Below are 25,972 nucleotides of genomic sequence, written 5' to 3' on the forward strand. Positions count from 1 at the left end.
ACAACGAGACAAGCCCATGCGACGCATATCCACCGCACTCCTGGCGGCCCTGACACTCTGCACGGCCATCGCCCATGCCCAAACGGAAAGCTGGCCGAGCCGCACCGTCAAGCTGGTCGTTCCCTACCCGCCCGGCGGCACCACCGACTACGCGGCGCGCCAGATCGCACAGGCCCTCACGGTGCAGACGGGCAAGACCTTCTACGTCGAGAACAAGGCCGGAGCCAGCGGCACGATCGGCTCGGACCTGGTGGCCAAGTCGGCGCCCGACGGCAATACCTTCCTCATCAACGACACCACCTACGCCATGCTTCCGCATCTGTTCAGGAAGCTGCCGTGGGACCACGCGAACGGCCTGGTACCTGTCACGAACATCGTCGATACGCCGCTGGTCGTGCTGGTCGGCGCGGGCTCGCCGTACAAGACCATCAAGGACCTCATCGACGCTGCACGCCGCAACCCCGGCCAGCTGACCTTCGGCTCCGGCGGGATGGGAAGCTCCACACACCTCGGCGGAGAACTGCTCAAGCAGAACGCGCAGCTCGCGCTGACGCACGTCCCTTACAAGGGCGCGGGCGAAGCGCTGCTCGGCGTGGTGTCCGGCCAGGTCGATGTGCTGGTGACCGCATCGCCGACCGCGATCGCCCAGGTCAAGGGCGCGAAGGTGCGGGCGCTGCTGGTGACGGCGCCGCAGAGAATCGCCGCGCTTCCAGATACGCCCACCAGCGCCGAAGCGGGCCTGAAGGACTTCACCGCAACCAACTGGTTCGGCGTCGCCGCCCCGAAGGGAACGCCCCAGCCAGTCATCGAGAAGATGCAGGCCGAGGTCAAGCGTGCGCTGGAGTCACCCGAATTGCGCGCGCGCTTCGGCGAGCAAGGCGCGACGGTCGGCGGCATGGCGCCGGCCGCCTTCCAGGATTTCGTGCGCAGCCAGACGCAGGCCTGGGGTCGCGTCGTCAAGGCCGCGGGCGTCCAACCGGAATAGCGCGGCATCAGGAACCAGGCGCATGTGGAACCTCAGCTTCACGCCTCCGGAAATCATTGAAGCCAAGGTGCTCACGACGATGCCGGCGGACCTTCGCCGCACCGGGCCCAACGCCTGGGCCGAAGCGAACAAGCCGGGACAGCCGGTCGACAGCTTCCTCGAAGGGCCAGTATTCGATGCACTGGGCAACCTGTACCTGACGGACATTCCCTCCGGCAGGATCCTGTGCATCACGCCGCAGCTCGAATGGCGCGTGGTGGCGGAGTACGACGGCTGGCCCAACGGCATGGCGATGCATGCGGACGGGAGCCTCTGGATCGCCGACTACAGGGGCGGCATCCTCAGGCTCGACCCCGCCAGAGGTGGCGTCGAACCCGTGCTGGCCCATCGCAACAGCGAATCCTTCAAGGGGGTCAACGACCTCGTCTTCGATGCGAAGGGCAGCCTGTACTTCACGGACCAAGGCCAGACGGGCCTGCACGATCCCACGGGCCGGGTCTACCGCCTGGGCCAGGACGGCCGGCTCGACCTCCTGCTCGCGAACGTGCCCAGCCCGAACGGCATTGCGCTCGATCCCTCAGGCCATGTGTTGTTCGTCGCGGTCACGCGCGGCAACCAGGTCTGGCGCGCACCGGTCATGCGCGACGGCAGCCTCACGAAGGTGGCCGCTTTCCAGAGCTTCTTCGGCACCAGCGGGCCCGACGGCCTCGCCGCCACCGCGCAAGGCGGGCTCGTGGTGGCGCACGCGAGCCTCGGTGCCGCGTTCGTGCTGAATGCGGCCGGCGAAGTCACCCACCTCGTTCGCAGTCCGGGCGGCAAGACCGTCACTAACCTGGCCTTCCGGCCCGGGAGCAACACGCTGGTAATGACGGAATCGTCCACCGGCGCGATCCTGGAAGCGCAACTGCCCGCCGCAGTCCCGGGCCAGGCCTCTTTCACGTGACCGCATCGGCCGCGGCAATGCGCGGCCCTCGTGCGCGGGGACTCTTCGATTCACCTCTTCAGGAACATCACATGACGAACAACGAGCTTTACGAAAAGGGAACGAAGCGCAGACGCCTCGTCCTGGGCGACGCGCACGTGGATCGAGCCAGCGCGGCAACGACCGACGTGACGCGCGACTTCCAGGATCTGATCGTGCGCTACGGCTGGGGCGAGATCTGGACGAGGCCCGACCTGGGCCTTCGGGAGCGCCGCATCCTCGTCATGGGCACGATGATCGCGCTCGGACGCTGGGACGAACTGCGGCTGCATCTGCGCGCGGCGCTGCAGAGCCAGATGTCGCTGTGCGACATCAAGGAGGTGCTGCTGCAGCAGGCAATCTATTGCGGCATTCCGGCGGCTAACACGGCCTATCACCATCTGTCGGCAGTCCTGGCCGAACTCGCCACCGAAGGCACCGAGATCAATCGCGCGCCAACGGCTGCGGCCGAAGCCTGAAGAAGATTCAAGCCATGAGTTTCCATCGCACCTTCACACGCCGTGTTCTGGCCTCGCTGGCCCTCGCAACGGTAGGCGCCGCGCTCCTCCCGCTCGCGGCCGCCGCCGAACAATGGCCCGCAAAGCCGATCCGCCTGATCGTTCCCTACTCCGCTGGGGGTGGCGCCGACAACGCAGCCCGGATTCTTGCCCAGCGCCTCGGTACCGCGCTGCGCACGCAGGTCGTCATCGATAACCGGCCGGGTGCCAGCGGCATCATCGGCGCGCAGGCAGTCGCGAAGGCCGACCCCGACGGCTATACCGTGCTGTACGACGCGTCGACGTTCGCGGTGAATCCGCTGCTGCGCAAGATGCCTTTCGATGCGGCGACGGACCTGGTGCCGGTGTCGCTGGCGCTGACCGTTCCAAACGTCCTCGTGGTGCCGCCGAATTCGCCCGACGCCGACTTCAAGGCCTTCGTGGCACGCGCACGAATCCAACCCGGCAAGATATCGTTCGCGTCTTACGGCGCTGGCAGCCCCGCCCACCTCGCGGGTGAGTTGCTCAACCGCGAGGCGCGCACCGGCATGCTGCATGTGCCCTACAAGGGAGGCGCCCCTGCACTGGCCGACGTCATGGGCGGTCACGTGGATGCCTACTTCGCCAACGCCGGCTCGGCCTTGGGCTATCTGCAGTCGGGGCAGCTGCGCGCCTTGGCGGTCACCTCCGCCCGGCGCATGGCCGCGCTGCCGCAGGTGCCCACCGTCGCGGAAAACGGCTTGCCGAACTTCGAAGTGCTCGAGTGGAATGGCTTTTTCGTTCCCAAGGGCACACCGCGGCCGATCGTCGAACGCCTCTCCGCCGAAGTCCAGGCCGCCGTGCGAGACCCTCAGACGCGCGCACGGCTGGTCGCGCTGGGCGCTGACCCGGTGGGTGGGTCACCAACCGAATTCGCCACCTTCATCGCCGGCGAGTCCCGGCGCTGGGCGCAGCTGATCAAGGCCAACAAGATCGCCGCCGAGTGACCCGCGCGCGTCGCGGCCGCCTTTGCGAGTCATCCCCGAGCCTGTATGGTTGACGTCATGGATCTGCGCCAGCTTCGCTATTTCGTCACCGTCGCCGAGGAGCTGAACTTCAGCCGGGCGGCGGTGCGCCTGCACATGAGCCAGCCGCCCTTGTCCCATCAGATCAAGGCGCTGGAAGAAGAGCTCGGCGTGCTCCTGCTTTTTCGCAACCGCCGCGAAGTGCGGCTCACCGACGCCGGGCGCGCGTTCCTGCGCGACGCGCGCCAACTCCTCGACCAGGCGCAAGCGGCAACCCAGAGGGCCAAGCTCGCGGCGCAGGGCGACGGGGGGACGCTGCGCGTGGGGATGGCCACCTCGGCCATCGATCATGTCATGCCGGACTTCATCCACAGGCTACGGACCTGCCTGCCAGCAGTCCAGCTACTGGTGACCGACATGGGCTCGCAGGAACAGGTGCGCGCCGTCGCCGCCGACAAGCTGGACTTGGGCTTTGTGCACGCACGCACGAGCACGCTCGGCCTGGCACGCCAGCTTCTCTACACCGAGGGGTTCTCGCTCGTGATGCCGTTGGCCCACCCGCTGGCCGCGCGCGATACGCTGACGCTCAGGGATTTCGCCGAGGAGCCGATGATCAGCTTCTCCCGTGAGCACAGATCCGCCTTATTCGACTCGCTTGTCGCCGCCTGCATGCAGGCCGGGTTCAGCCCTCGCCTGCTTCACGTGGCGCGCCACCCGATGAGCATGTTCCAGATGGTTCGTCACGGCCTCGGAGTGGCCCTCGTGCCCGCCTCTTATGCCGAGGTTGGCGGCAGAGACCTGCGAGTGGTGGCGCTTCCACCGTCGGCGGGCACACTGCAGATCGATGTCGTCTGGCGCGAGGACAACGAGAGCGAACTCCTGGAGTGCGTTCGCAACGAAGTGCTGGCGAACTGGAGCGTCGGCGAACCTACGGTGCGGGCCGCCGATGCCAGTCCGACAACCCGGACTCCGTCCGCTCTTTGAGCCAACCGTTGGAGCTTCACCCAAGACACGAGTCCAGACCCGCGTCCGCCAAGGGACCGGCAGCTTCGGCCGAACAAAGGAACTGCATGAAGCTGCGCGCAGCCTCGGGCTCGGCTGCGCCCGCCGACCTACCCGCGGCGATCACGGTGACGTGCTGTAGGTCGTCGGGTAGCGGACCAGCAAAGCACACACCCGGCTGGCCAAGGATCTCACTGATCTGCTGAAAGCCCAGCTCCGCGTCGCCCCGCGCCACCGCTGCGGCGACAGGCTCATCACGCACCTGAACCGCGCGCACCTGCGCCGGCTCGATACCGAGCTTGCCGAACAGCACCTGCGAGACGTAGACACCGCTCCCGGCCTGCGAATAGGCGACACCGCGCGCCTGCACGATCGCAAGACGTAGCGCCTGCGCGCTGCCAATATCGACGCGGGGATGATCCTGCGACACGCAAGCGCCGATGCGCGAGCGCATCACCTCCGTGCAAGACCCCTCATCCACCCGGCCGGCCTGCACCTGCAGCGCCAGCAGCGCCGCAGGCAGCAGCACGACGTCCGCAGCTTCGCCTCGCTCCAGCCGCTGCACCAGCGCCTGGGGCGAGGAGCCACCCGCCGGCCCCCAGAGCCACTGCACGCGGACACGAGCCACTTGCTCGAACAACGAGCCTACCGCAGTTAGTGGGATCTGAAAGGCCTGCGGGGCAAGCACGCGGATGGTGACATTCATGGAAGCTCCCTGGTTCGTCCGCTTGTGCGCGGGTGACTCGTGATCCAGCAGGCGGCCCGGAGCGACGCCGTCGCGCAATCCCGGGGCATTCATTCCAGCGTGATGCCTGTTTCGTGAGTGATCGCTGCCCATTCGCGACGCTGCTCGGCGAGCACAGCCGCGAAGTCGATGCCGGCGGGGGCGGGGTCCATGCCGACTGTGCGTATGGATTCGGCCATCTGTGGGCTGGCGATCGCCTGCGCCAGCGCAGCGCGCAATGTCTTCAATACAGGCGCGGGCGTTCGCGCAGGCGCCATGAGCCCGTACCAGTTGAGCGATGGCACACCCTGGACACCGCTTTCCTCGAGCGTGGGCACCTCCGGAAACTCGGCCAGTCTTGTCTTACCGGTCACAGCAAGCGCGCGAAGCATGTTCTTGCGAACCAGCGGCGAAAGTGCGGCCCTGTTGGTCACGACCATCGAGAGATGCCCGCCAAGCGAATCCTGGATCGCCGGGCTGGCGCCCTTGTAGGGCACGAAAGTGATGTCGGCACCAGTGCGCCGCTTGAACATCTCGATAGCGAAGTGCGGTCCGATGCCAGGGGCGGATCCCGCGTTGAGCTTGCCGGGGTTGCGCCTGCTGTAGCGGATCAGGTCCTGGACGCTGCCGGCGGGCACGCCCGGGTGGATGGCCATGATCATCGGATCGCTGGCGAGCGCGCCGACCGGCTCGAAATCGGCCACCGGGTCGTAGTTCAGTTTCGGGTAGACCGCCGGCACCACCACGTTGAGGTTGGTGCCGCCCATCATCAGCGTGTAGCCGTCCGCCTGTGAGGAAGCCACGGTTTTGGAGCCGATACGGCCACCCGCTCCGCCGATGTTGGTCACGACCACGGGCTGCCCGAGGCTCATTGAGAGCGCGGGCGCGATCAAACGCGCAGCCACGTCGTTCGGGCCTCCTGGCGCGAAGGGCACGATCAGCTTAATCGAATGCGAGGGATAGGCCGGTGCTGCGTGTACGCCTCGCGGCCACAGCAAGGGAATTGCTGTGGCCGCGAACAGGGCCCTGAGCGCCGTTCTGCGGTCGCAAGGCGATATGAGCGCAGGAGCCGGGTTCATGTTGTCGTGATCCTTCGGGCGTCCGTGCCGTATTCGGCCCATGGATAACTCTAGGCAGGTTGCCGGGAGGCGTCCAATACCTTGGACGAAACACTGTCATCGCGATTGCGAATAAGGCAGCAGCGGGTGCGGGCTACACGGCGGGCCTAGCAGTGCTCATCGGGGCTCGAGCAGCCCAAGCAGCAAATCGGCGAGAGCCTCAGGCGCGTCGACCATCGGATCGTGGCCGCAGTCGGCCATCACGGCGGTCTGCCAGCCTGCATCAGCGCGGCAGCGCTCAAGGGCGGCATCGAACAGGGGCTGCGGAAACAGCGGAGTGCGCACGTAGAGCTTGCGCGCGACGCGTTCCCGTGCGCCCGTCAGTTCGACCGGCTGCATCGACACGCCGATCGGCTGCGGTGTGATCTTCGAATCGAGCCAGCGCGCGTCCTCGACTCTCTGGATCTTCAGTGCGGTGCTCGTCGGCCCCGGACGGGAGAGTTCACCACGCGCCTGAGCCTCAAGCACCGCAGCCCTCTGAGCGTCGTTGAGCAGATCGAAGCCGCGCTGGCCGTTCTCGGGAAGGAAGGCGTCGACGAAGGCAATGGCCGAGAGACGATCCTCCAGCGACTCGGCCGCCGCCGAGGCCACCCAGCCCGCATACGAATGCCCGACCAACACCGCACCGCGCAGGTCCTCCCAGCGGAAAAGATTGACGATGTCGCGGACATGGGTCTGCAGCGTGATGTCGGCGCTCATCAGATGGGAGCGGTCGGCCAGCCCAGTGAGCGATGGCGCATAGACACGATGACCACGCCGCGTGAGCAATGCAGCGAGCTTCTGCCAGGCCCAGCCGCCATGGCCGGAGCCCGCGACGAGGACGAAGGGTTGAGGGGATGTATTCAAAGCGATTTCTCCTGTAAATAGACGCCGGCACGACATGCGCCGGACGAAGGAATCAGAACGACAGGCTCTCTCCGCGCCGCAGGGCCAGCCCAGCCGGAGACGGCGTCGACTGCAGCCAGGGCAGGTCGAACGGCAGGCGGCCGGCGGGCATGTACTGACCTGACAGCACTTCGAAAAGTGCCTGTTCCTGCAGGCCGAAATGCAGGACGATGCCAGCGACCAGCGGTTCAAGCGCGCCAAGGTCCGCAGGGCGGTCCATGTAGACGCTGGCTACCGTGGGCACCTGCGCCGCAATCACACGCACCCGCTCCAGATCGGCATCGCCGGCCAGCCAGCCCGTACGCCCCTCGCGGTAGCGGCTACCGAAGAAATGCTGCGGATGCAACAGTTCGTGGGGCGTGCGCAGGCCGACGATGGCGAGTTCGGCGTCGCCCGGACGCCCCACCACCGTGAAGCCAGCAGCCCAGGCCGCCTGGGACTCGATGCCTTCGAGGAACAGCTTCCTCCCACGAGCGAGCGGGAGCACGGAACCGGCGTTTCTGGCGACGACCAGCGACCTGCGCTGTGCATCGAGCGCCATTGCCTTCAGTCCCGCTCGGCCGACGACGCAGGCCGCCGCGTCCTCATCGACGTAGGGGTTCTCGAAAAGCCCCAGGCTGAATTTCTGCACCAGGATGCGCAGGACGGCCCGATCGATCAGCGATTGGGGCAGCAGGCCGTCGCGCACCGCAGAGATGATCCAGCGTGGATCGTCCGCGCCGCCGAACTGATCGACACCGGCCTGGATCGCCTTGGCGAAGCGCCCGGGCCTGCCCAGGTGCTCCACCCCCCAGGGCATGGCGATGTCGGCGGCGCCGGGGCGCTCGCCTTCCTCGACACCCTCGATACAAGCACGCGAGCAGTCGTCGGTGACATGCCAGTCGGAAATCACGACGCCGTCAAAGCCGAAGCGCCCTCGCAGCACGCCGGTGACCATCTGACGGTTGAAGCTCATGCCGACCTGTTCGATGTCGCCCGCGACATCCGGCATCCGAAGCCCGGGGAGCGGCATGCCGTAGGAAGGCATCACTCCCCCGACACCAGCCTCGAAGGCACCGGTGAAGGCGCGGATATGGTCCTCGATGCCCTCGCTGCGCAGATCCAGCAGCCGACCGTAGTGGTTATGCGCGTCGAAGCCCTCGGGGCCCGTCGCGCCGTAGCCCACCCAGTGCTTGACCACGGAGACGACGCTTTGCGGACCGATCCCGTCCATGCCGCCTTGCATCCCTACCACGTAGGCCTGCACGAGCGATCGCACGTCTTCAGGCGAACTGCCGAAGCAGCCGCTGCAGCGGTGCCAACGCGGCTGCAACGCGAGGTCCGCCATCGGCGACAAGGCCATGCGTATGCCGACCGCGCGGTACTCCTCGCGCACGCCGTCGGCGAATGCGCGTACCAGTTCTGCGTCGCCGGCCGCGCCGAAGCCCGGCGCATCGGGCCATTGGGTGAATCCACCGGCTGCGACGCTCACGCCCTGCGAATGGCTGAAATGGCTGCGCGGATCGGAGGAAAGCATCACCGGGATGCCGAGCCGCCCCTCCTCCGCCAGGGCTTGCAGCGCGTTGGCCTGCCGAGCGAGATCCGCGGGCGGCGCCTGCAAGCGATTGAGGAAAGCTCCCACATGCCGTTGCAGGACCAGCTCGCGCATCGAGGCGAAGTCCCAGGCCGAGCCGGCACCGGGAATCGCCGCTGCCTGCGTCGTCGGCGGGTTCGCATGGAGCATCGCGCCGACCTTCTCCTGGATGGTCATCCGGCCGAGAAGATCGGCGGCTCTTTCCCGCGGCGTTAGCCGCCAATCCTCGTAGGGATCGAGCCGGCCATTGCCGTTGTGATCCTTGAAGAGAAGTCCGTCGACCCGAAGCTGCCCGATGCTGCGCGCGCAAAGTTCAGGCTGCATGGCGCGCCGGCTCCTTCCTCATCGAATCACCCGGACGAACGCATGAAGGGACAGAGAACGCATCGGCTGCACGCACACCTCAGAACCTGTGGCTGATGCCGAATTCCGTGCCGCGCGACCTCTTGCCCGGCGAGGCGGCGGGCGGCGTGCCGACCGCGAAGTTGGCGTCGCCCTTGTTCGAGATGGCCGCATACGTCGCATAGAGCGTCGTCCGCTTGGACAGGTCGTATGCGTAGCCGATCGCCACCTGGGCGGCGTCGTTGCGGTCCAGCAATGCCTTGCCGAGGACGCCCGAGGCGTCGGCCCTGGTGTAGTTGAGCTTGATCTTGTGCAGCCCGGCCACCGTGACCACCGTGCCGACCTGCGTCACCAGCCGCGAGGCGCCGAGATAGGCATTGCGTACCACCGAGCCGTAGAACTTCGCCGGGCCCCACTCATAGCTGCCGGCCACGGAACTGCGCCTGAGCGTGTTGCCGCCGATGCCGTCGAACAGGCCATAGGCCGCGGTCACGTGCACCGGCCCCTGCGCGTAGCCGATGCGACCACCGCGGTACTTCTTGGATGGTGCGCCCTCGCCCATCGCAACCGCGAGCTGCCCGTAGAAGCCGCCGAGCGTGTTCGGCGTGAGGTACTCGACCATGTTGTCGGCGCGCGCCCAGACACCGGTCGCGTCGATGCCGCTGCCGAAGACGCCGGCTGCCGTCGAATAGAACTTGCCCTGGTCGGCGAGCCCGCTGACGCCGAAGGTATCGAACTCTCCGAAGCCCGTGTACGAGGGCGTGAGGTCGTGGCCCAGCCGCACCTCGCCGAACGGCCCCGAGAGGCTTACCGTCGAGCGGCGGTTGAAGAAACGCGCGGCGTTGGTCGTGCCGTCGTCGAAGTTCACTGTGCTCTCCAGCCATGCGCTGGCCGCGTACCCGCCGCCCAGATCCTCCACGACGCGAAAGCCGAGGCGGCTTGCCGCCGCACCGCCGCTGGACAGGCCGGTGACCGTTGCCGGGCCGTTGGTGATGCGGCGCACGCTCAGGTCCGCGACGCCGAACACTGTGGCGGTGGACTGCGCGTTGGCGCAGCTGGCCGTCGCCGCGAGGGCGATGCAGAAGGCGATTCGATGGGGGTTCAAGGATGTCTCCTGGTGTAGTGGTTTGGAATCGGATCTGGATTTGCCCGGTACCCGTAAACCTCCGGTGCGCTCGCGATGCCGTCGCGGTTCATGGGTGCCTGTCGTTGCTAGATTTCGGGGCGCAACGATCCAAGCGGCGCGCTGCGAGCCGCTGAATCGACTTCAGGTGGATGGAAGAGGGATCTAGATCTCGATGCGCTTCTCGGTCGACGGATCGAATAGCGAGGCGCTCGCCATATCCGGCCGCACACGAACCTGCTCGCCTGCATGGCGCATCGGCTTAGGCGGCAATCGGATGCCGATGCGCTGACCGTTCATTTCGGCGAAGCCGAAGGTGTCGGCGCCGGTCGGTTCCACCAGTTGGAGAGTGACGGCTAGCGCGCCGGACTCTCCCTCTTCGGCGAGCCGCCAATGCTCAGGCCGCAGTCCCAGCACCGCGTCGCGCTCCCCTGTGGCCGCATATCCGGCCGGAGCTGCAGGCAGTCGCACGGACGAGTCGCCGCTACGCAGCTCCGCCATCCAATGCCCCGATTCGGAGCGCAGCCTGACCGGCAGCAGGTTCATCGTCGGCGAGCCCATGAACGCGGCTACGTACAGGTTCGCGGGCCGCTCGTAGATGTCCTGTGGCGTGCCCAGTTGCTGCACGCGGCCGTCCTTCATCACCGCGATGCGGTCGCCTAGGGTCATTGCCTCGACCTGGTCGTGGGTCACGTAGACGATGGTGCTCTTCAGCCGTTGGTGCAGCGCCTTGATCTCGGCGCGCATCTCGACGCGCAGCTTGGCGTCCAGGTTGGACAGCGGCTCATCGAAGAGAAATACCTTGGGATTGCGCGCCAGGGCCCGCCCCATCGCCACGCGCTGGCGCTGTCCGCCGGAGAGCTGCGCGGGCCGGCGATCGAGCAGGTGACCGATCTGAAGGGTCCTGGCCACGCGCTCGACCACGGCCTCCCGCTCGGCCTTGGGCACCTTGCGCATCTCCATCGCGAAGGCAATGTTCTCGCCGACGGTCATGCTCGGGTACAGCGCATAGCTCTGGAACACCATGGCAATGTCGCGGTCCTTCGGCCCCACGTCGTTGACGACGCGGCTATCGATCGCGATCTCCCCCTCGCTGATGCTGTCCAGCCCGGCGATCATCGACAGCAGCGTGCTCTTGCCGCAGCCGGACGGTCCCACCAGGATCAGGAACTCGCCATCGGCGACTTCGATATCGATGCCGTGCAGCACGGTCACCGAACCGTAGCGTCTGCGCACGTTGCGAATGCTTACGCTGGCCATGGGTGTGGCTCCTTCTTTTTCAGGTTTAGATCGATCAGCCCTTGACCGCGCCCGCGGTCAGCCCGCGAACGAAGTACTTGCCGGCCAGCATGTACAGCACCATGGTTGGCGCGCCGGCGATGATCGCGGCGGCCATGTAGGCGTTGTAGCGGGGCACATCTTCTTGGACGTTGGTCAGGTTGTTGAGCCCCACAGTCACGAGTTGCTGGTCGCTCGGCGCGAGTACCAGCGCGAAGATGAAGTCGTTCCAGATCGCGGTGAACTGCATGATGCCCACCACCACCAGGATCGGCTTGGCCGTGGGCAGCACCACGCGCCGGAAGATCGTCCACAGGCCCGCGCCGTCGATGCGCGCGGCCTTGATCAGCTCGCCGGGGAAACCCACAAAGTAGTTTCGGAAGTACAGCGCAACCGGCACGCTGTAGATCGTGTGCACCACGACCAAACCGAACAGTGACTGCGACAGGTGCAGCTTGGCGAACACCATCGACAGCGGGAAGACGAACAGCGCCGCTGGCATGAACACGCCGAACATCAGCAGGAAGAGCGCGCCGTCAACGCCGCGGAAGCGCCACTTGGCCAGCACGTAGCCGTTGAAGCAGCCCCACAGCGTGGAGATCACCGTGGAAGGCACGACCACGATGAGCGAGTCGAAGAAGTAGCGCGACAGACCGGTGCACTGCTCGGCGCCGGTGCAGGCCGTGGCCCAAGCCTCGATCCACGGCTCGATGGTCCAGCGCTGCGGCAGCCCCAGCACGTTGCCGGCCTGCAGCTCGGCCAGTGGCTTGAGCGAGTTGACGACGGCGAACCACGCGGGCAGCGCATAGAACGCCACCGCGAGAAGCAGCCCCAGGTAGACCAGCGCGCGGCCCGCACCGAGCCGCTCGCCCGGCATGCGATCGCGCTGCACAGGACGGCGCAGGAATGAAGGAATAGCCATGAGTCAGTCTCCGCGATGCTTCTTCAGCTCGCTCAGGATGTAGGGCACGGCCACCATTGCACAGGTGAACAGAAGCACCATGGCCGAGGCAGACCCCAGGCCCATCTGGTCGCGCCGGAAGAAGCGGTCGAACACGTAGAAGGCCGGCAGCACGCTGCTCTGCCCTGGTCCGCCCTGCGTCAGTACGACCACCAGGTCGAAGGTGCGCAGTGCCGCGGGCAGCAGGATCAGCGCGGCGCTGAACACCGTGGGCCGCAGAGCCGGCAGTACCACGCGCCAGTAGATGCGCGGCAGGCTGGCGCCATCGATCATCGCGGCCTTGAAGACGGACTCGTCGATGCTGCGCAGGCCGGCGATAAACATCGACATCACGAAGCCGGTGCTGTGCCAGACGGCAACGACCACCAGCGCGAAGATCGAGTACCTGGGCTGGACGATCCAGTCGAACAGGGCGTTCTCGAAGCCCATGCCGTGCAGCCACTTCTCGATGCCGGTGTCGGGCGACAGCAGCCAGCGCCAGATCGTGCCGGCGACGATCCAACTCAGCGCCAGCGGGTACAGGATGACGGTGCGTATGCCGTTCTCCAGCCGCACCTTCTGGTCGAGCAGGATCGCGAGGAAGCAGCCCAGCACCAGTGGCAGGCCCACGACCAGGGGCAGGTAGAGGGCCAGATTCCACAGGGCCCGCCACCAGTTGTCGTCGGAGAACAGTCGCCGGTACTGGTCCAGGCCCACCCAGTTCCAGCTGATCGCGCCAGCAGAATCGGTGAACGAGACCGCCGCGACCCAGGCAGTCAGGCCGTAGAAGAAGAGCAGGCTCACGGCCAGGGCCGGCGAGATGGCCAGCTGCGGCAGCCATCGTTCGAACCGGTCGGAGAAGCCGCGCACTTCAGGATGGGCGGATGCGCCCGACGGAGATGTTGCTGTCACGATGCGTTCCCGGACCCGGCCTCAGTTCGACTTAGCGGCCGAAGCCATCTTTGCTGCGGCCTGCTGGGCTGTCATGTCCGGGTCGTTCCAGAAGCCGAGTACCACATCGCGCCAGGCGCCCAGGCGCGCTGGGGTTTGCATCAGGTTGGGGGATGCAGCGACCGTTCCGTCCTTGGCGCCAGCAACGAAATCGGCATAGCTCTGGCGGGCGCATTCGTCGAAGCCCGACACGTCAGCATCCGTGCGGGCCGGCACCGAGCCCTTCGCCTGGCTGAACGCAACCTGCGCGTCGCGGTCCATGAACACCTCGGCAAGGTCCATCTGCGCCTTTGAGGTCTTCTGCTGCTTGAAGAAGAGGAACGCGTCCGAGGTGAACAGGTGGCTGCGGCCGCTGCCAGGCACGGCCGCGCAAAGATAGTCCACGCCGGGTTTCTTGCCAGCAATGTTGAATTCGCCCTTGGCGAAGTCACCCATGACCTGCGCCAGCGCCCGCCCCTGGATGACCATCTGCGTGGCCTCGTTCCATTTGCGCGTCGGCGCGCTGCGGTCCACGTATCCGCGAAGCCTGCGCATCACTTCGAAGGCCTTCACCACGCCCGGGCCTCTGAGCTGCGCGTCGTCCAGGTCGTAGAAGGCCCGGCGGAACTCGTCCGGCTTCATCGTCGTGAAGGCTACCTGCATAAAGGTGAAGTTCACCCAGATGTCATCGCCCATTGCCAGCGGCACCATGCCCGCGGCCTTGGCCTTGTCGGCCAGTGCGAAGAACTCGTCCCAGGTCTTCGGCGCGGACGTGGCGCCGAGCTTCTTCAGGGCCTCTGCGTTGATCCACATGACGTTCTGGCGATGCACATTCACTGGCACCGCGACGTAGCTCTTGCCGCCCTGGCGCGCGAAGCGACGCAGGGGCTCGGGCAGCACCTCGTCCCACTTTCCCTTGGCGGCCACTTCGTCGAGGTTGGCGAGGTTGTCGCGGTTAGCGGCATAGCTGCGCACGTCGGCGTTGATCTGCGCCGCATCCGGCGGCGTTCCCTTGCCCACGCGCGCCTTCAACAGGATGCGCTGGTTGTCGCCGCCGCCAACGGCCAGGTCTTTCCAGACCAGTCCGCGCCTGCTCGCAGCCTCCCTGAACTTGCCGACGGCTGCCGTCTCGCTGGAGCTGGTCCACCAGTGAATGACCTCGACGGTCTCCGCGGCGTGGACGAAGGAAGGAACGAGGGTCGCGGCGGCACAAGCGAGGCTGAACGTCAGGCGGAACATCTGGACTCCGAGGCAATGAAATGCGGAAATGCGGAAATGCGGAAATGCGGAAATGCGGAAATGCGGAAATGCGGAATGTGGAATGTGGAATGTGGAACGGGGAACGGGGAACGGGGAACGGGGAATGCGGGATGCGGGATGCGGGATGCGGGATGCAGAGGCGAAGTCAGAACAGATCGACCTCGAGGAACACGACCGGCACGCTGCCGCGGTTGAGCAGCGCGTGGGGCCGGCGATGGGTCGAATACGCCTGCCCGGCCTCGACGACGACTGGTTCGTCCTGGCCCTCGAGGTACTCGGTCATGCACCCCTGCAGCACATAGGCCACTGCCGGGCGGTCCGCGTGCGAATGCATCGGCAGGAAGCCTCCGGGCGCAATGGTGACCTCGCGCATGCGCAGCAGGAGCTCCCTGGAAGCGCCGAAGCCGCCCGGCAGCTCGACCTTGGCGATGACGGTTCCCGAGATGCCGACGCGCTCGCTGGGCAGCGACTGCAGCGCGGGCGCCCGCTCCTGCGCATCGCCAGAACTCGATGCCGGAACCACTGCAGGCCGCAGCGCTGCAAGGAGCTTCGAAACCCAACGCTTCATAAATACATCTCCAGGTAGATGCCCACCTGATTGCGGCAGACTGGTCGAGTGGCAATGGACTTTAGGAATCCGGGGGGATGCGGTCCAATACCGTATTCATCAAACTGTCATCTCGCTTGCGAATAAGGAGCTTCCATATCAGAGGGCTAGCGCCTCGTGCGAGGAAAAATCGGTTCCGCTGCTCCTTCGGAGCACAGTAGTCAACCAGGCTCTCGAGTGCGATCGAGGCTCCTGCATCGCAGGTGAAATGCGCACTGCGTCAAGGTGCCCGGTGCGGACTAGCAATGAGAGAAGCACGACATGCCGCCTCAGGATGCTGCGGCATGGAGACAAGAAACGCGAGCGCGCGAATGCACGAAGCTTGGACCGCGTTCGCCATCGCATCGGCGATCGACCAGGGAGTCGTTGATCGCGACGGCCGACGTCGTCAGCAGTAGGGTGTAGTCATCCGGCAGCGCCTTCGCCACGATGTCGGTGCCGATCACCGTGCCCGCGCCGGGCTTGTTGTCGATGATGAGCGACTGCCCCAGCAGGCTCTGCATGCCCATGATCAGGGTGCGTCCCACCACATCGGTGCCACCACCCGGTGTGAAGGGCGCCACGACGCGGATCGTTCGCGAGTGAAAGGCAGGCTCGGCGCGAGCTTGCAGCGGCCCTAATAGCGACGCAAGGGGAGCGAATGCCCCTGCACCCAGGAGCCAACGACGGCGTGCTGAATGCGGTTCAGCAGGTCAAGATCGCGTCGGCATTCACATGGAACACCTACTTCTCGAAGACGAGTCGCGGCCGCATCTTTCGTCCAATCTTTCGGATATCGCGGCGCATGGCGGCACTCAGGCCGCGAAACACCGGCGACACGATCATCCGGCTGGGCCAATCGATTTTGTTGCGAGTCACAAGCCAGGACTCCGCATCCGTTGCCTGGCGATTGAGCATGAGCCCGGCAAGAGTCCGTCCATTCCTGGCGCCTAGCGGCATGCCGTGACCCCAACATCCGTTTGCGTACCCGATCCGATCATCGGCAAACAAGCCCACATGCGGAATGAAGTCCCGCGTTGTCGAGATCGGCCCCCCCCAGCTCTGAACAGTCCTGAGATCAGAGAGAGTGGGAAAAAAGGATGCCAGATGGCGAGGCCCCTCCCTGAGGAAGTCACTGCTGATGTCCGGCGACATTTCATTGCCATGCGGAACCCTCGCGTAATAGCCACCAACGTAGAGCAGCCGGCCATCGCGGGTTGGCGCAAAAGAATAGAACAGCTTCGACATGAGGTTGACGCCCGCTCTGCGCGGCCAGTTCAGGGCCCTCCAGTGCGACTCTGACAGGGGTTCGGTCACGTTGGCGTAGACAAACACCGGTGACTGGGATCGCCGCATTCCCAGATCTTCAAGCCCCGGAAGAAGGTGGGAATATGCGTTCGTTGCGACGACCAGCTTCTGGCAGCGCAAGGTACCGCTTCCGGTATGCAGGCGGATGCAGCTTGCTTCGCGCTCGATGCACACCACAGGACTGTTCTCGTGAACCTGAACTCCCGACCTCTGCGCCACAAGCTTCAGAGCTCGCAGGTACTTCAGCGGATTGAACTGGCCACCGCGCCGATCGAAGACGGCTCGGCCAAAGTATGGACTTTGAAAGGAGCGCGCAACCTCCGCCTCCGGGATCGGCTCGAGGAATGAGTCCTGGCCGATCTTCCGGCAAAACGCGAGGTACTCGTCAAGCGTTCTATTGCCGTCGGCTCTGAGCCCCATCTCGAAGTAGCCAGTCTGCTCATGGTCGCAGTCGATGTCATGCTCATCGATCAGAGCTTCGATCGTCGAGATGCCTTCCTGGATGTAGGTATACGCCTCTCGCAATTTCGCCGTGCCATGGCGTTTCATCTGAGCCTTGAAGTCGCTCTCGCCGAACGCAACGATCAGCTGCCCCGCATTGCGGCCGCTCGCACCGAACCCCACCACCTCGCTCTCGAGCAAAGCCACCGAGACATGCCGGTCCAGATTCTTCAGGTGATATGCGGTCGAGAGGCCAGTAACACCGCCACCCACCACGCAAACATCCACGTCGAGAACACCCTCCAAGGGTGCACTGGGCGCGTAGGGCTCTGCGGAATGGAACCAATGGGATCGGCTTCGATGTAGCAAGTGCGTCCTCGGTGGAGTCGGGGCGGGTGGTTTCATCCGGATGGCGATCAGAGCGCAGCCCCAGCAAAGATGTGGAGGACTATTCCAGGCCGAGTGCCCGGAGCAAGGCGTCGGGTGACATATGCCGATCACCACCCTTTTCAGCGGCGTGGATCAGTTCGCATATCGCGCTGTTCGTTTCCGCCGCTCTCCCGTGCCGTGCCGCGAGCCGAACCACTTCGCCATTCAAATGGTCGATTTCAGTTGGCCTACCTGCTTCCAGGTCCTCCCACATCGACGACCGCGCCTGGGGATCCATGGCAGAGATCGCTGGGACCACGGACAGATACTCCTGATCTTCCAGGCGAAGCAGGGCTGGAATCTTGTCGCATGGAAGTCCGCCGACGGCCGCTGGCTTGATCGAAGCAGCATCAAGTGCCATCAATGCCTCCTCGACGAGTGCGGCCAACACGCGTCGGTAGCCACGGATCGAGAGCTGCACGCGCAGCGGCTCACCCGACAAGGCATTGATCGGGTTGTTGAGGTTGAGGAGGAGCTTTCCCCATTGCACCTCCACAAAATCGGTTCGGAGCGTCAAAGGGAGCCGCGCATCCGAGAACAGCGAAAGCCAGGGATGCCATGCCTCGTGGCCTTCCGCCATCAGTTCGCCAAGTGTCGCGCGATGAAAGCGGCCGTCAGGAAGCTGCACGACATTGAAGGGAATCATTGCTCCCAGCACGATGTGGTTCGGCAGCGCGCTTCGAAGCTTCTGAACATTGTCGACTCCGTTCTGGAAGCTCGCCACGATCGAACCCGGCTTCGCGAGACGCCGGATGTCCGGCAGCACGCCTTCCGTGTCGGCGCTCTTCACCGCGACGATCAAGAGATCGCTCGGCGGGATGCCGTCGACGCGATCCGAGAATCGGACGGCGTCGGCAGAAATGGAAGCGTCCCAGCCGTGGAGATCGGAGACATGCAAGCCATGCTTCGAGATCCGTTGCCCCATGGCGCTGCGACCGATGAGACGAACGTCGGCGCCGGCGCTCAGCAATGCTCCGCCGACAAAGGCGCCGATCGAGCCCGCGCCAAGAACGGTGACAGTCGATGCCAAGGTCGCACTCCTTCAGGCAGAGTAGCCTGGATCAAGCCGGTCGAGCTTGCGCAGGAGCGATGGCCAAACGAACTCCCCCGCCTTCCCTCCGGTTTGCACCTTGGTTGCGTGAGCCACTCCCGCGAGGATCTTGGGGTCCACGTGGACGAGTTCACTTCCTCCCGATTGAGCCGCGATCTGGATCTGGCAGGTCGTCTCGAGCGTGTACATCGCGAGGAAGGCATCGGCGATGGTCCTTCCACAGGTCAAAAGACCGTGGTTGCGCAACACGAGAAAGTTCGCGTTCCCCAGGTCCGCCTGCAGACGCGGCTTCTCGTCGTCGTGAATCGCGACGCCTTCGTAGTCGTGATAGGCCAGGGACGAGAGTACGAAGGTCGCCTGCTGGCTGATGGGCAAGATGCCGTTCTTTTGCGCACTGACAGCAATGCCCGAGCGCGTATGTGTGTGAAGGACGCACTGGATGTCCTCACGCACGGCGTGCACCGCGCTGTGAATCACGAAGCCAGCGGGATTCACCGGATACGGCGAGTCGATGATCTTCTTGCAGTTCTGGTCCACCTTGATCAGGTTCGAGGCCGTGATCTCCTCGAACATCAGTCCGTAGGGGTTGATCAGGAAATGATGCTCCGGTCCTGGAATGCGTACGCTGATGTGGGTAAAGACCAGATCGCTCCAGCCGTGCAGAGCGACCAGACGATAGCAAGCCGCGAGATCGACTCGGAGTTGCCACTCCTCGGCGGAAACGAGACGTTGCACGTCAGATTGAACAGGCTCGTTCATGGATCATCGGTTATCTTGAGTCACTGATATGCGTTTGGAGCGGTAGGCAATCCCCGGGAAGCCGGAGGAGGTCCCGGATCGAGGGCGACGGTCAGGCGAACAAGCGCGGGGTACCCCGGTTTTTGGTTGGGGGAATCCGTCAACCCATGTCCAAGAGGCATCACACGTCTGCGGATGCCTTCCGAAGCAGTGCACGAATGGCTTCGAGAGATTCGGGTTCGTCGAGAAGCGGCGGGTGGCCGCGCCCCTTCACTGTCGTGAGCACCGTGTCGGGGTGGCTTTTGATCATGCGCTCGACCGTGTCGGCCGTCAGAAAGTCGGAATGCTCGCCGCGCAGCAGTGCGATGGGCACCCCGCGCGTCGCGAGATACGCGCCCCATGCATCTGGACTCTCCCGACCCATCCGAGCAGCGTCTGCGAGAACGAGCAGATCGAAGTCACGGGCGTACCTCCCGGGAGTCATCTCGCGATAGGCTCGAAGCATCAGCTTGACCCATTGTTCTTCTTCCAGATCCGGGTACTGGGCACTGAAGTGGTCCTTCACCCGTGCCAATGCGACATCGAAGCTGTAGTCTGCATCTTCCGCGTGTCCGGCAGATCTTTTCACGGATGCCGGACCGATCTCCGCGCCGATGTCATTGAGGACTAGCCCGCGCACTCGCGCAGGAGCCTCTCCCGCCATGTTCAGTCCTATGAGCCCCCCCAATGCAGTGCCGAGAACCGCGACACGGTGGACGCCGAGGTGATCAAGGAGACTCCAGACGTCCTGCACGAGAAGGTCAAAGTGGTACTCCTTGACGTCTGCGTAGCGCGTGGAAAACCCCCTGCCCCGCAGGTCCGGAGCGATCACTCGCACGCCCGATTCAGCAAGCGCGGGCCCCAACTCCTCGAAATCGCGTGAGTTGCGCATGAAACCGTGCAGGCACAAGAGCGGAACGGCCCCAGCGCAAGTGCGAGGCACGAAGTCCCTGTAGAAGATGCTCGCCCCAGAGGGCGAGGCAAACCGATCCTCAGCGAGCCGGATCTCATTCTTGGCCATCAGAGAACTCCTGTGAGTGAAAAGTAGGGCGCGCCCGGCGCCACCATCGAAGTGATCCTTGAACGGCGTCACTGTAGCATTTATTCGATGTTAATCAAGTTTGGGTTAGACTGATGTTGCGCGCGGGCGCGCTTCACATTCACCAAGCAAGCAAAGACATGAGCGACACGAACATCGTCATTGGCGCCGGCATCACGGGTCTGACTGCAGCCATCACTCTTCAGAATGCAGGCAAGAAGGTCATCGTCGTCGAAGCGTCAGAACGGCCAGGCGGCAGGCTGGTGAGAATCGAACGAAACGGCGACGCAGCGGAGGCAGGCGGCCAAGGAATTCATTCGAACTACCGGGACATGCTCGGGCTCATCCGCGCCGAAGGCCTCAGTGGTGACCTCATGCCGCAGTTGAACCATCAAGCCGGCCATTTGAATCGACAAGGTGCTCTTTGCTATCCCAAAGGGAATTTGGGCCTGGCCAAATTGATGGGTCCACGAGGCACGCGAGACCTGGCGTGGTTCGTCACACGATATCTCGTGTTGTCGAAGAAGTTCGACCTGTTCGAATCGTCGGTCGATATTCCGGCCTATGACAATGCGACCGCTGCCGAAGCATTCAGTTGGGCGGGCGACGAATTTCGAGACTATGTTTTGCGCCCTTCGGCACATGCCATGTCAAACACGACACCAGAATTCACGAATTTCTATTTTTTGCTGAATTTGATGAAGCTGGTCGCCACCACGAAGGTAATGACGCTGCGCCACGGCAACGTCTCCATTGCAGAACATCTGGCAAAAAAACTCGATGTTCGATATGGCATTGGCGCAAAGAAAATCCTGACAAACAAGGGCAAGACGGAAGGGGTACTTCTGGAGGATGGGAAAGCGCTAACTGCACGCCATGTGATTTTGACTGCCCCCATGAATTGCGCAGCAGAAATAATTCCCGATGACCTGGTCGCGGAACAAAGATTTTTCTCTGAATTCCCGAACTCCCCTTTTGTTCTGGTCTATTTCTTTCTTGACCGCCCCCTCCCGACCGAGGCATTCGTCTACGTCGGACATGCATTTCGCGATGTTGCCTTCAACATGGCACTCAACCATACGGTGAAGACCCCTCACTTGGTGAGGAGCGGCAAGGCGATCATCTCTGCATGGTCCAGCTTCCCCAAGTCGGGGGAACTGATCGGTAAGCCTGACAGTGAAGTTATCCAGCAGGCATTGAACGAGATCGAAGTCTTCTTTCCAGGGATTTCCCGATGGGTAGAGGAGGCTCGTGTCCAGCGGCACCATTGGGGAATAGCGCGCCTCTCCCCCGGCCAGCACGGTAAGATCCTCGAATTCAAGAGAAACGTCGAAGCACTGAGCGGGATTTCGTTCGCAGGCAACGATTACGACGGCGTTCATATGGAATCCGGCGTACGAGGAGGCTTACGTGCAGCGCAACGTGCTCTGAAGCACAATTAGCCCGCCGCCTAGCGCGTCGACCTCCCGTTATCTCTTCGAGTCACGCGAAAAATAGGATTCCAACGAAATGACCGACGAAATTCCGGACACAAGCACAATGCCATCTGTGCGCCCGAAGGCGTCCCACCGCAAAGGTCGTACCCCCGAAACCAGCAGAACGCCTCGCGTTCCAACGCAGGAGCGGAGCAAGGCGCGCTACCTGGCGATCATCAAGGCTGCAGAGGAGTTGCTGGAAAGATCCAATATCGAGGATCTCAGTCTCTACGATATCGCGAAGCAATCCGGCATCGCACCAGCGTCCGTGCACTATCTTTTCAGCACGATCACGGCAGTGCATCTCGAGTTGCATCGACTGCATAACGACAAGCTCACGGAGCGGGTGATCGAGAGTTCGGCCCCTTTAATTGCTCAAAGGAATCCCAGCTGGCAGGAATGGATATACACGAGCATGAAGGAGGCTCGAGATGCGCTGAACAGCAGCCGGCCCATGTCGGAAGTCATGCTCGGGCCGACCATGCACAGGCAAACCCGTTTGACGAACCTTAAAACCAACTTCTCGCTGGGGCAAAAGGCCGTCGAATACATGCACGCTGTTTTCATAATGCCCGACATCCCGCATCTTGATCGCTACTACGGCTATGCAGCCGAGTTCAGCGATGCATTGTGGTCGGGTGCCTACTCGGCGCACGGGCGAATCGACGATGAGACATTCGCCGAGTCGGTCAGGGCAACAGTTGCATACCTCCGGTGCTTCCTACCCGAGACTTTGCACCTTCGAACATCGAAACCGTAGTCCTCATTCGAGGCTTGATAAACCGAAAAACTCGATGTAAGCCAAATATCTGAAGCTCTGTGCCGAGGTAATACAAGCCTCCCCCTGGGTCTGGCTTTCGGGCACATCTACTTCGCGTCTCCCACGACACCACGCTTCGAAAGCAGGATCCATCGCCGCTCATCGGTGGCCAAAGCCGCAGTCAGCGAGTCACCCGACGGGCGGACAGCGACCGAGAACGTCCGTCCACCGTCGCGGCTCTGAGCTTGCAAGCCATCGAGGCCAACAACCAGGACGTCGTCGCCATGGACCGATATGGCCGTCACCGAGCTTTTGCTTTGAAGATCGATCGACTGCCACTGTTGGGTGGTTTCATTGCGGCGCAGCAAGGTGCCGCGCTGGCCTCCCACGAGCAATGTGCCGTCAGACAGCACAGCGCCTGCCCAAAGCGACCCTTTGTAGCCGGTATCAAGGTAAGTCCACGTATGCCCCTGATCCATCGACCGCAGAACTTGGCCCCGCTCCGCAGTTGCATAGATGGCCCCCTGCTTGTCCGCAAACAGGCCCAGTAGATTCAGATCGGCTTTCTTGCCTCCCGGGGGCGGCGCGATGTTCTGGGGCGCCCACGTCTCGCCCCCGTCGTCCGTCGTCAGCACGAGAGACCACAAGCCGACAGCAACGCCATGCGTGGAATCAAAGAAGTGGACGGCGAAAAGGGGCCGATCTTCGTCGGTCGAGAGCCTCTGGATCTTCCAGTTCTCGCCGCCGTCGCCGGTGGAGAGCACAACGCCCCAGTGACCCACAGCCCAACCGTGAGCCGCGTCTGCAAAGCTCACGCTCGTGAGCGTCGAGCTGACCGGTACCTGGTGCGCCTGGCGAAAGGTTGATCCCTGATCATCGGACAGGAGCACAACGCCGTTGGCACCGACCGACACGGCACGCTTTCCGCTCCAGGCGGCCCCCAGCATCATCGCCTGGGTGGCGATCGGCGTCCGCACCGCCGCCACAGGGCGGAGTGCGGGAGCCTCGGTCGCTTGCACGACCACAACGCTGGTTGCAAGGCTGATTGCTGCTGTGGCACGAAAAATACATTTCATATCTGACTCTTTGCTCAATGTGCCAGCGCTCCAACCGCACGCACGGGCCTGCGTCGGGGAAATATCCGCTCCAGCCAGACTGCAAACGCGGGCAGCACCGTGATCGCCATCACCATGTTGACGATGAACATGAAAGCCAGCAGCTTGCCCATGTCGGCCTGGAACTTCAGAGAAGAGAACGACCACGTCACGACACCGGCAGCCAAGGTGATCGCGGTGAAGATCGTGGCAGTACCGACCTCCAGAATTGCGTGCTCGAACGCCTCGACGATTCCGAGTCCGTTCGCAAGGTGCAACTGCAGGCGGTTGTAGATGTAGAACGCGTAATCCACGCCTATACCGACGGCCAGCACCATCACGGGGAGGGTCGCGACGGTCAATCCGATATCGAGCTCCTTCATGAACCAGTAGCCGATAAAGGTGCCGATCGTCAGAGGAAGGCAGCACGCAAGTACCGCACGAAGATCCCGATAGGCAACGAACACGAGCAACACGATCGTCGCGTAGACATACAGCATCATCGGCAGTTCGCTGTGCTCGATCTCGTCATTGATCGCCGCCAACACCCCAGCATTGCCGGACGCGAGACGGATCTTTACGCCATCCATCGGGTATTTCGCGCGGAAATCCTTTACCGCTGCGATGACTCCATTGATAGTGGTCGCCTTGTGGTCGGCCAAGTAGATGTGAGCCGCGGTCATGCTGCAGTCCTTGCGCATGGTTCCGGGAATCCGGCTTATCTCTACAGCGAGTGCAGAGTAGTTCCCGGAATCGATCGGCACCACGGACATCTTCGGGTTCCCTTCGTTGTATCCCTCGTTGTATTGCCGCAGAAGGGAAGAAAACGAAACGACCGAGAGGACACCCGGCACCGGCTGCATCCACCAGGCAAACCGTTCCTGGTAAGCCCCGATCGCGACGTTGTCGCAAGAATCCGGCGGGGCTTCGAAAGCGACGCTGAGCCAGTCCAGCCCGACGTCGTAGCTCGCGCCGATCGATTGCGCATCACGATTGAAGCGCGCGTCCGGCCGCAGTTCCGGAGCTCCCGCTTGCAGCGTTCCTATGACGCGGTCCCTGCTCTCCCAGGCTGAAGCCACCAGAACGACCGCGGCCGAGAGCAGAACCACCAAGGCAACCCGGGGTTCGGCCACGCAGGTGACAAACCGAAGCCAGCGGGCCCGCTCCGCGCCCTTGCGTTCAGCTCCAGCGGCATACGCCTGGTCCACCTGGACCAGGGAGGCGGCGATGGGCAGCATCACCAAGTTCGTGATGATCTTGTAGGCGACGCCAAGTGATGCCGTCACCGCGAGTTCGCGCACCATCGGAATGGGGACCAGTAGCAGCGTGATGAACGACACGAATGCCGTCACCAGGGCGAGCGTCCCCGGTACGAGCAAGCCTCGAAAACTTGACCTCGCCGCCTGTTCGGTTGTCTTGCCTTGCGATATCTCGCGAACGATGAAGTTGATCTGCTGAACACCGTGCGATACGCCGATCGCAAACACGAGGAACGGCACCAGGACGCCAAGCGGGTCAAGGCCATAGCCCAGAAGATGCAGCGTCGCAAACTGCCAGACCAGAGACGTCAGTGAACATGCGATCGGCAGCAGCGTGAGCTTCATCGAGCGGCAGTACCAGTACACTGCGGCCGCGGTCAGAAGGAGAGCCAACCCGCAAAACTCGAGGACAGATGACGCCCCCTCTGCGATGTCACCGATCTGCTTGGCGAAGCCGATGATTTGGATCTCGTAGTTCCGATCTTCGAACTTGGAGCGAAGCTCGGATTCAAGCAGACGGCCGAATGAAACATAGTCGATCCGCTGGCCTTGGGCATCGAACTCGTTGAGGTCGGCGGTGATCATCGCGCTGGTCTGGTCGCGCGACACGAGGCTGCCGATGTAGCCGCCCTGGGCGGTCGACCGTTTGATCGCCTCGACGGCACCGGCATCAAGACGGTCCGGCGTGACGGTCCCTGGAATGATGGGGTCGGCCCGGAACCCGTCCTCGGTGATCTCGTTGACGAACGAATTCGGCGTCCACAGCGATTGCACGCTGCTTCGAGAGATGTACGGCAAGAACGTGAGAGCCTGGGTGACTTCGCTGAGCTTCTTTAGCCCTTCGGGCGTCCAGATGGATCCCGCTCTTGCCTTGACCACGATGGTGAGGCGGTTCGCTCCCAGGAAGTCGTTGCGGTAGGCGTTGAAGGTTTGGACATATTCATGTCCCACCGGCAACTGCTTCTCAAAGCCCGCATCCATCCTCAACTTGAGGGCGAAGAAGCCCATGAACACTGTAAAGACGGCCAGCCCGATCAGGACGGCGCGCCGGCGAGCGAACAGGATGGCTTCGATCCTTGCAAGGAACCGCTGCGACGCGGTGGCTCCGCCGGGAGCCATTGCACTTGTCTC

At 63.6% G+C, this 25,972-nt stretch carries 24 protein-coding genes; 7 read left to right on the top strand and 17 right to left on the bottom strand.

The annotated features are described in order from the left end of the window. Positions 1 to 16 precede the first annotated feature (16 nt). The 5 genes from ABL838_RS33045 to ABL838_RS33065 all read left to right on the top strand — a co-directional run bounded on the left by ABL838_RS33045 (position 17) and on the right by ABL838_RS33065 (position 4,431). Positions 17 to 985, top strand: a complete 969-nt coding sequence (locus ABL838_RS33045) for a Bug family tripartite tricarboxylate transporter substrate binding protein (protein WP_418125975.1) — start codon at positions 17 to 19, stop codon at positions 983 to 985. Between the two features lie 22 nt (positions 986 to 1,007). Further along, positions 1,008 to 1,928, top strand: coding sequence for an SMP-30/gluconolactonase/LRE family protein (locus ABL838_RS33050; RefSeq protein WP_418125976.1), 921 nt, complete (start codon positions 1,008 to 1,010; stop codon positions 1,926 to 1,928). A 71-nt stretch (positions 1,929 to 1,999) separates the two neighbouring features. Next, on the top strand, positions 2,000 to 2,425 hold the full coding sequence (locus ABL838_RS33055; RefSeq protein WP_418125977.1) for a carboxymuconolactone decarboxylase family protein: 426 nt from the start codon (positions 2,000 to 2,002) through the stop codon (positions 2,423 to 2,425). Between the two features lie 14 nt (positions 2,426 to 2,439). Beyond that, positions 2,440 to 3,429 carry a tripartite tricarboxylate transporter substrate binding protein gene (locus ABL838_RS33060; protein ID WP_418125978.1) on the top strand — a complete coding sequence of 330 codons (990 nt, stop codon included), beginning with the start codon at positions 2,440 to 2,442 and terminating at the stop codon, positions 3,427 to 3,429. A gap of 57 nt (positions 3,430 to 3,486) precedes the next feature. Continuing rightward, on the top strand, positions 3,487 to 4,431 hold the full coding sequence (locus ABL838_RS33065; protein ID WP_418125979.1) for a LysR family transcriptional regulator: 945 nt from the start codon (positions 3,487 to 3,489) through the stop codon (positions 4,429 to 4,431). Between the two features lie 16 nt (positions 4,432 to 4,447). On the opposite strand, the gene ABL838_RS33070 is transcribed toward ABL838_RS33065, so the two are convergent. The 15 genes from ABL838_RS33070 to ABL838_RS33140 all read right to left on the bottom strand — a co-directional run bounded on the left by ABL838_RS33070 (position 4,448) and on the right by ABL838_RS33140 (position 20,235). Further along, a complete protein-coding gene (locus tag ABL838_RS33070; protein WP_418125980.1) occupies positions 4,448 to 5,155 on the bottom strand; it encodes a substrate-binding domain-containing protein in 708 nt (235 codons plus the stop codon). Between the two features lie 89 nt (positions 5,156 to 5,244). Then, positions 5,245 to 6,078, bottom strand: coding sequence for a Bug family tripartite tricarboxylate transporter substrate binding protein (locus ABL838_RS33075; protein WP_418125981.1), 834 nt, complete (start codon positions 6,076 to 6,078; stop codon positions 5,245 to 5,247). A 330-nt stretch (positions 6,079 to 6,408) separates the two neighbouring features. Continuing rightward, entirely contained in the window at positions 6,409 to 7,137 is a 729-nt protein-coding gene (locus ABL838_RS33080) for an alpha/beta fold hydrolase (protein WP_418125982.1), read from the bottom strand. A 52-nt stretch (positions 7,138 to 7,189) separates the two neighbouring features. Beyond that, positions 7,190 to 9,073 carry a glycoside hydrolase family 3 protein gene (locus ABL838_RS33085; protein ID WP_418125983.1) on the bottom strand — a complete coding sequence of 628 codons (1,884 nt, stop codon included), beginning with the start codon at positions 9,071 to 9,073 and terminating at the stop codon, positions 7,190 to 7,192. Between the two features lie 79 nt (positions 9,074 to 9,152). Then, a complete protein-coding gene (locus tag ABL838_RS33090; RefSeq protein ID WP_418125984.1) occupies positions 9,153 to 10,196 on the bottom strand; it encodes a porin in 1,044 nt (347 codons plus the stop codon). Positions 10,197 to 10,379: 183 nt separating this feature from the next. Further along, on the bottom strand, positions 10,380 to 11,474 hold the full coding sequence (locus ABL838_RS33095; protein WP_418125985.1) for an ABC transporter ATP-binding protein: 1,095 nt from the start codon (positions 11,472 to 11,474) through the stop codon (positions 10,380 to 10,382). Between the two features lie 34 nt (positions 11,475 to 11,508). Next, the gene (locus ABL838_RS33100) at positions 11,509 to 12,369 is read right to left on the bottom strand and encodes a carbohydrate ABC transporter permease (protein WP_418126551.1); all 861 of its coding nucleotides are present in this window, start codon (positions 12,367 to 12,369) and stop codon (positions 11,509 to 11,511) included. Positions 12,370 to 12,417: 48 nt separating this feature from the next. Next, on the bottom strand, positions 12,418 to 13,302 hold the full coding sequence (locus ABL838_RS33105; RefSeq protein ID WP_418126553.1) for a carbohydrate ABC transporter permease: 885 nt from the start codon (positions 13,300 to 13,302) through the stop codon (positions 12,418 to 12,420). A 63-nt stretch (positions 13,303 to 13,365) separates the two neighbouring features. After that, positions 13,366 to 14,601, bottom strand: coding sequence for an ABC transporter substrate-binding protein (locus ABL838_RS33110; protein ID WP_418125986.1), 1,236 nt, complete (start codon positions 14,599 to 14,601; stop codon positions 13,366 to 13,368). Between the two features lie 166 nt (positions 14,602 to 14,767). Further along, positions 14,768 to 15,190 (bottom strand): cupin domain-containing protein, encoded by a 423-nt coding sequence (locus ABL838_RS33115; RefSeq protein ID WP_418125987.1) that lies wholly within the window; start codon positions 15,188 to 15,190, stop codon positions 14,768 to 14,770. Positions 15,191 to 15,498: 308 nt separating this feature from the next. Beyond that, positions 15,499 to 15,792, bottom strand: a complete 294-nt coding sequence (locus tag ABL838_RS33120) for a tripartite tricarboxylate transporter substrate-binding protein (protein ID WP_418125988.1) — start codon at positions 15,790 to 15,792, stop codon at positions 15,499 to 15,501. 160 nt (positions 15,793 to 15,952) lie between these two features. Beyond that, positions 15,953 to 17,263, bottom strand: coding sequence for an NAD(P)/FAD-dependent oxidoreductase (locus ABL838_RS33125; RefSeq protein WP_418125989.1), 1,311 nt, complete (start codon positions 17,261 to 17,263; stop codon positions 15,953 to 15,955). 142 nt (positions 17,264 to 17,405) lie between these two features. After that, the gene (locus tag ABL838_RS33130; protein ID WP_418125990.1) at positions 17,406 to 18,416 is read right to left on the bottom strand and encodes a 2-dehydropantoate 2-reductase; all 1,011 of its coding nucleotides are present in this window, start codon (positions 18,414 to 18,416) and stop codon (positions 17,406 to 17,408) included. 12 nt (positions 18,417 to 18,428) lie between these two features. Next, complete coding sequence (locus ABL838_RS33135; protein ID WP_418125991.1) at positions 18,429 to 19,196, bottom strand: class II aldolase/adducin family protein; 768 nt, start codon at positions 19,194 to 19,196, stop codon at positions 18,429 to 18,431. Positions 19,197 to 19,356: 160 nt separating this feature from the next. Beyond that, positions 19,357 to 20,235: an alpha/beta fold hydrolase gene (locus tag ABL838_RS33140; protein WP_418125993.1), complete on the bottom strand. Its 879-nt coding sequence runs from the start codon at positions 20,233 to 20,235 to the stop codon at positions 19,357 to 19,359. Positions 20,236 to 20,393: 158 nt separating this feature from the next. Between ABL838_RS33140 and ABL838_RS33145 the strand changes: the two genes are divergently transcribed. Continuing rightward, positions 20,394 to 21,695, top strand: a complete 1,302-nt coding sequence (locus tag ABL838_RS33145) for a protoporphyrinogen/coproporphyrinogen oxidase (RefSeq protein ID WP_418125994.1) — start codon at positions 20,394 to 20,396, stop codon at positions 21,693 to 21,695. Positions 21,696 to 21,762: 67 nt separating this feature from the next. Next, the gene (locus ABL838_RS33150; RefSeq protein WP_418125995.1) at positions 21,763 to 22,488 is read left to right on the top strand and encodes a TetR/AcrR family transcriptional regulator; all 726 of its coding nucleotides are present in this window, start codon (positions 21,763 to 21,765) and stop codon (positions 22,486 to 22,488) included. 107 nt (positions 22,489 to 22,595) lie between these two features. Here the strand turns inward: ABL838_RS33150 and ABL838_RS33155 are convergent, their stop codons facing one another. Together ABL838_RS33155 and ABL838_RS33160 are read right to left on the bottom strand one after the other, a co-directional pair. After that, positions 22,596 to 23,564, bottom strand: a complete 969-nt coding sequence (locus ABL838_RS33155; protein WP_418126554.1) for a WD40/YVTN/BNR-like repeat-containing protein — start codon at positions 23,562 to 23,564, stop codon at positions 22,596 to 22,598. A 14-nt stretch (positions 23,565 to 23,578) separates the two neighbouring features. Next, on the bottom strand, positions 23,579 to 25,960 hold the full coding sequence (locus tag ABL838_RS33160; protein ID WP_418125996.1) for an efflux RND transporter permease subunit: 2,382 nt from the start codon (positions 25,958 to 25,960) through the stop codon (positions 23,579 to 23,581). Between the last annotated feature and the right edge of the window lie 12 nt (positions 25,961 to 25,972).

It is taken from the genome of Variovorax sp. 160MFSha2.1 (assembly GCF_048305075.1).
Classification (GTDB): domain Bacteria; phylum Pseudomonadota; class Gammaproteobacteria; order Burkholderiales; family Burkholderiaceae_C; genus Variovorax; species Variovorax guangxiensis.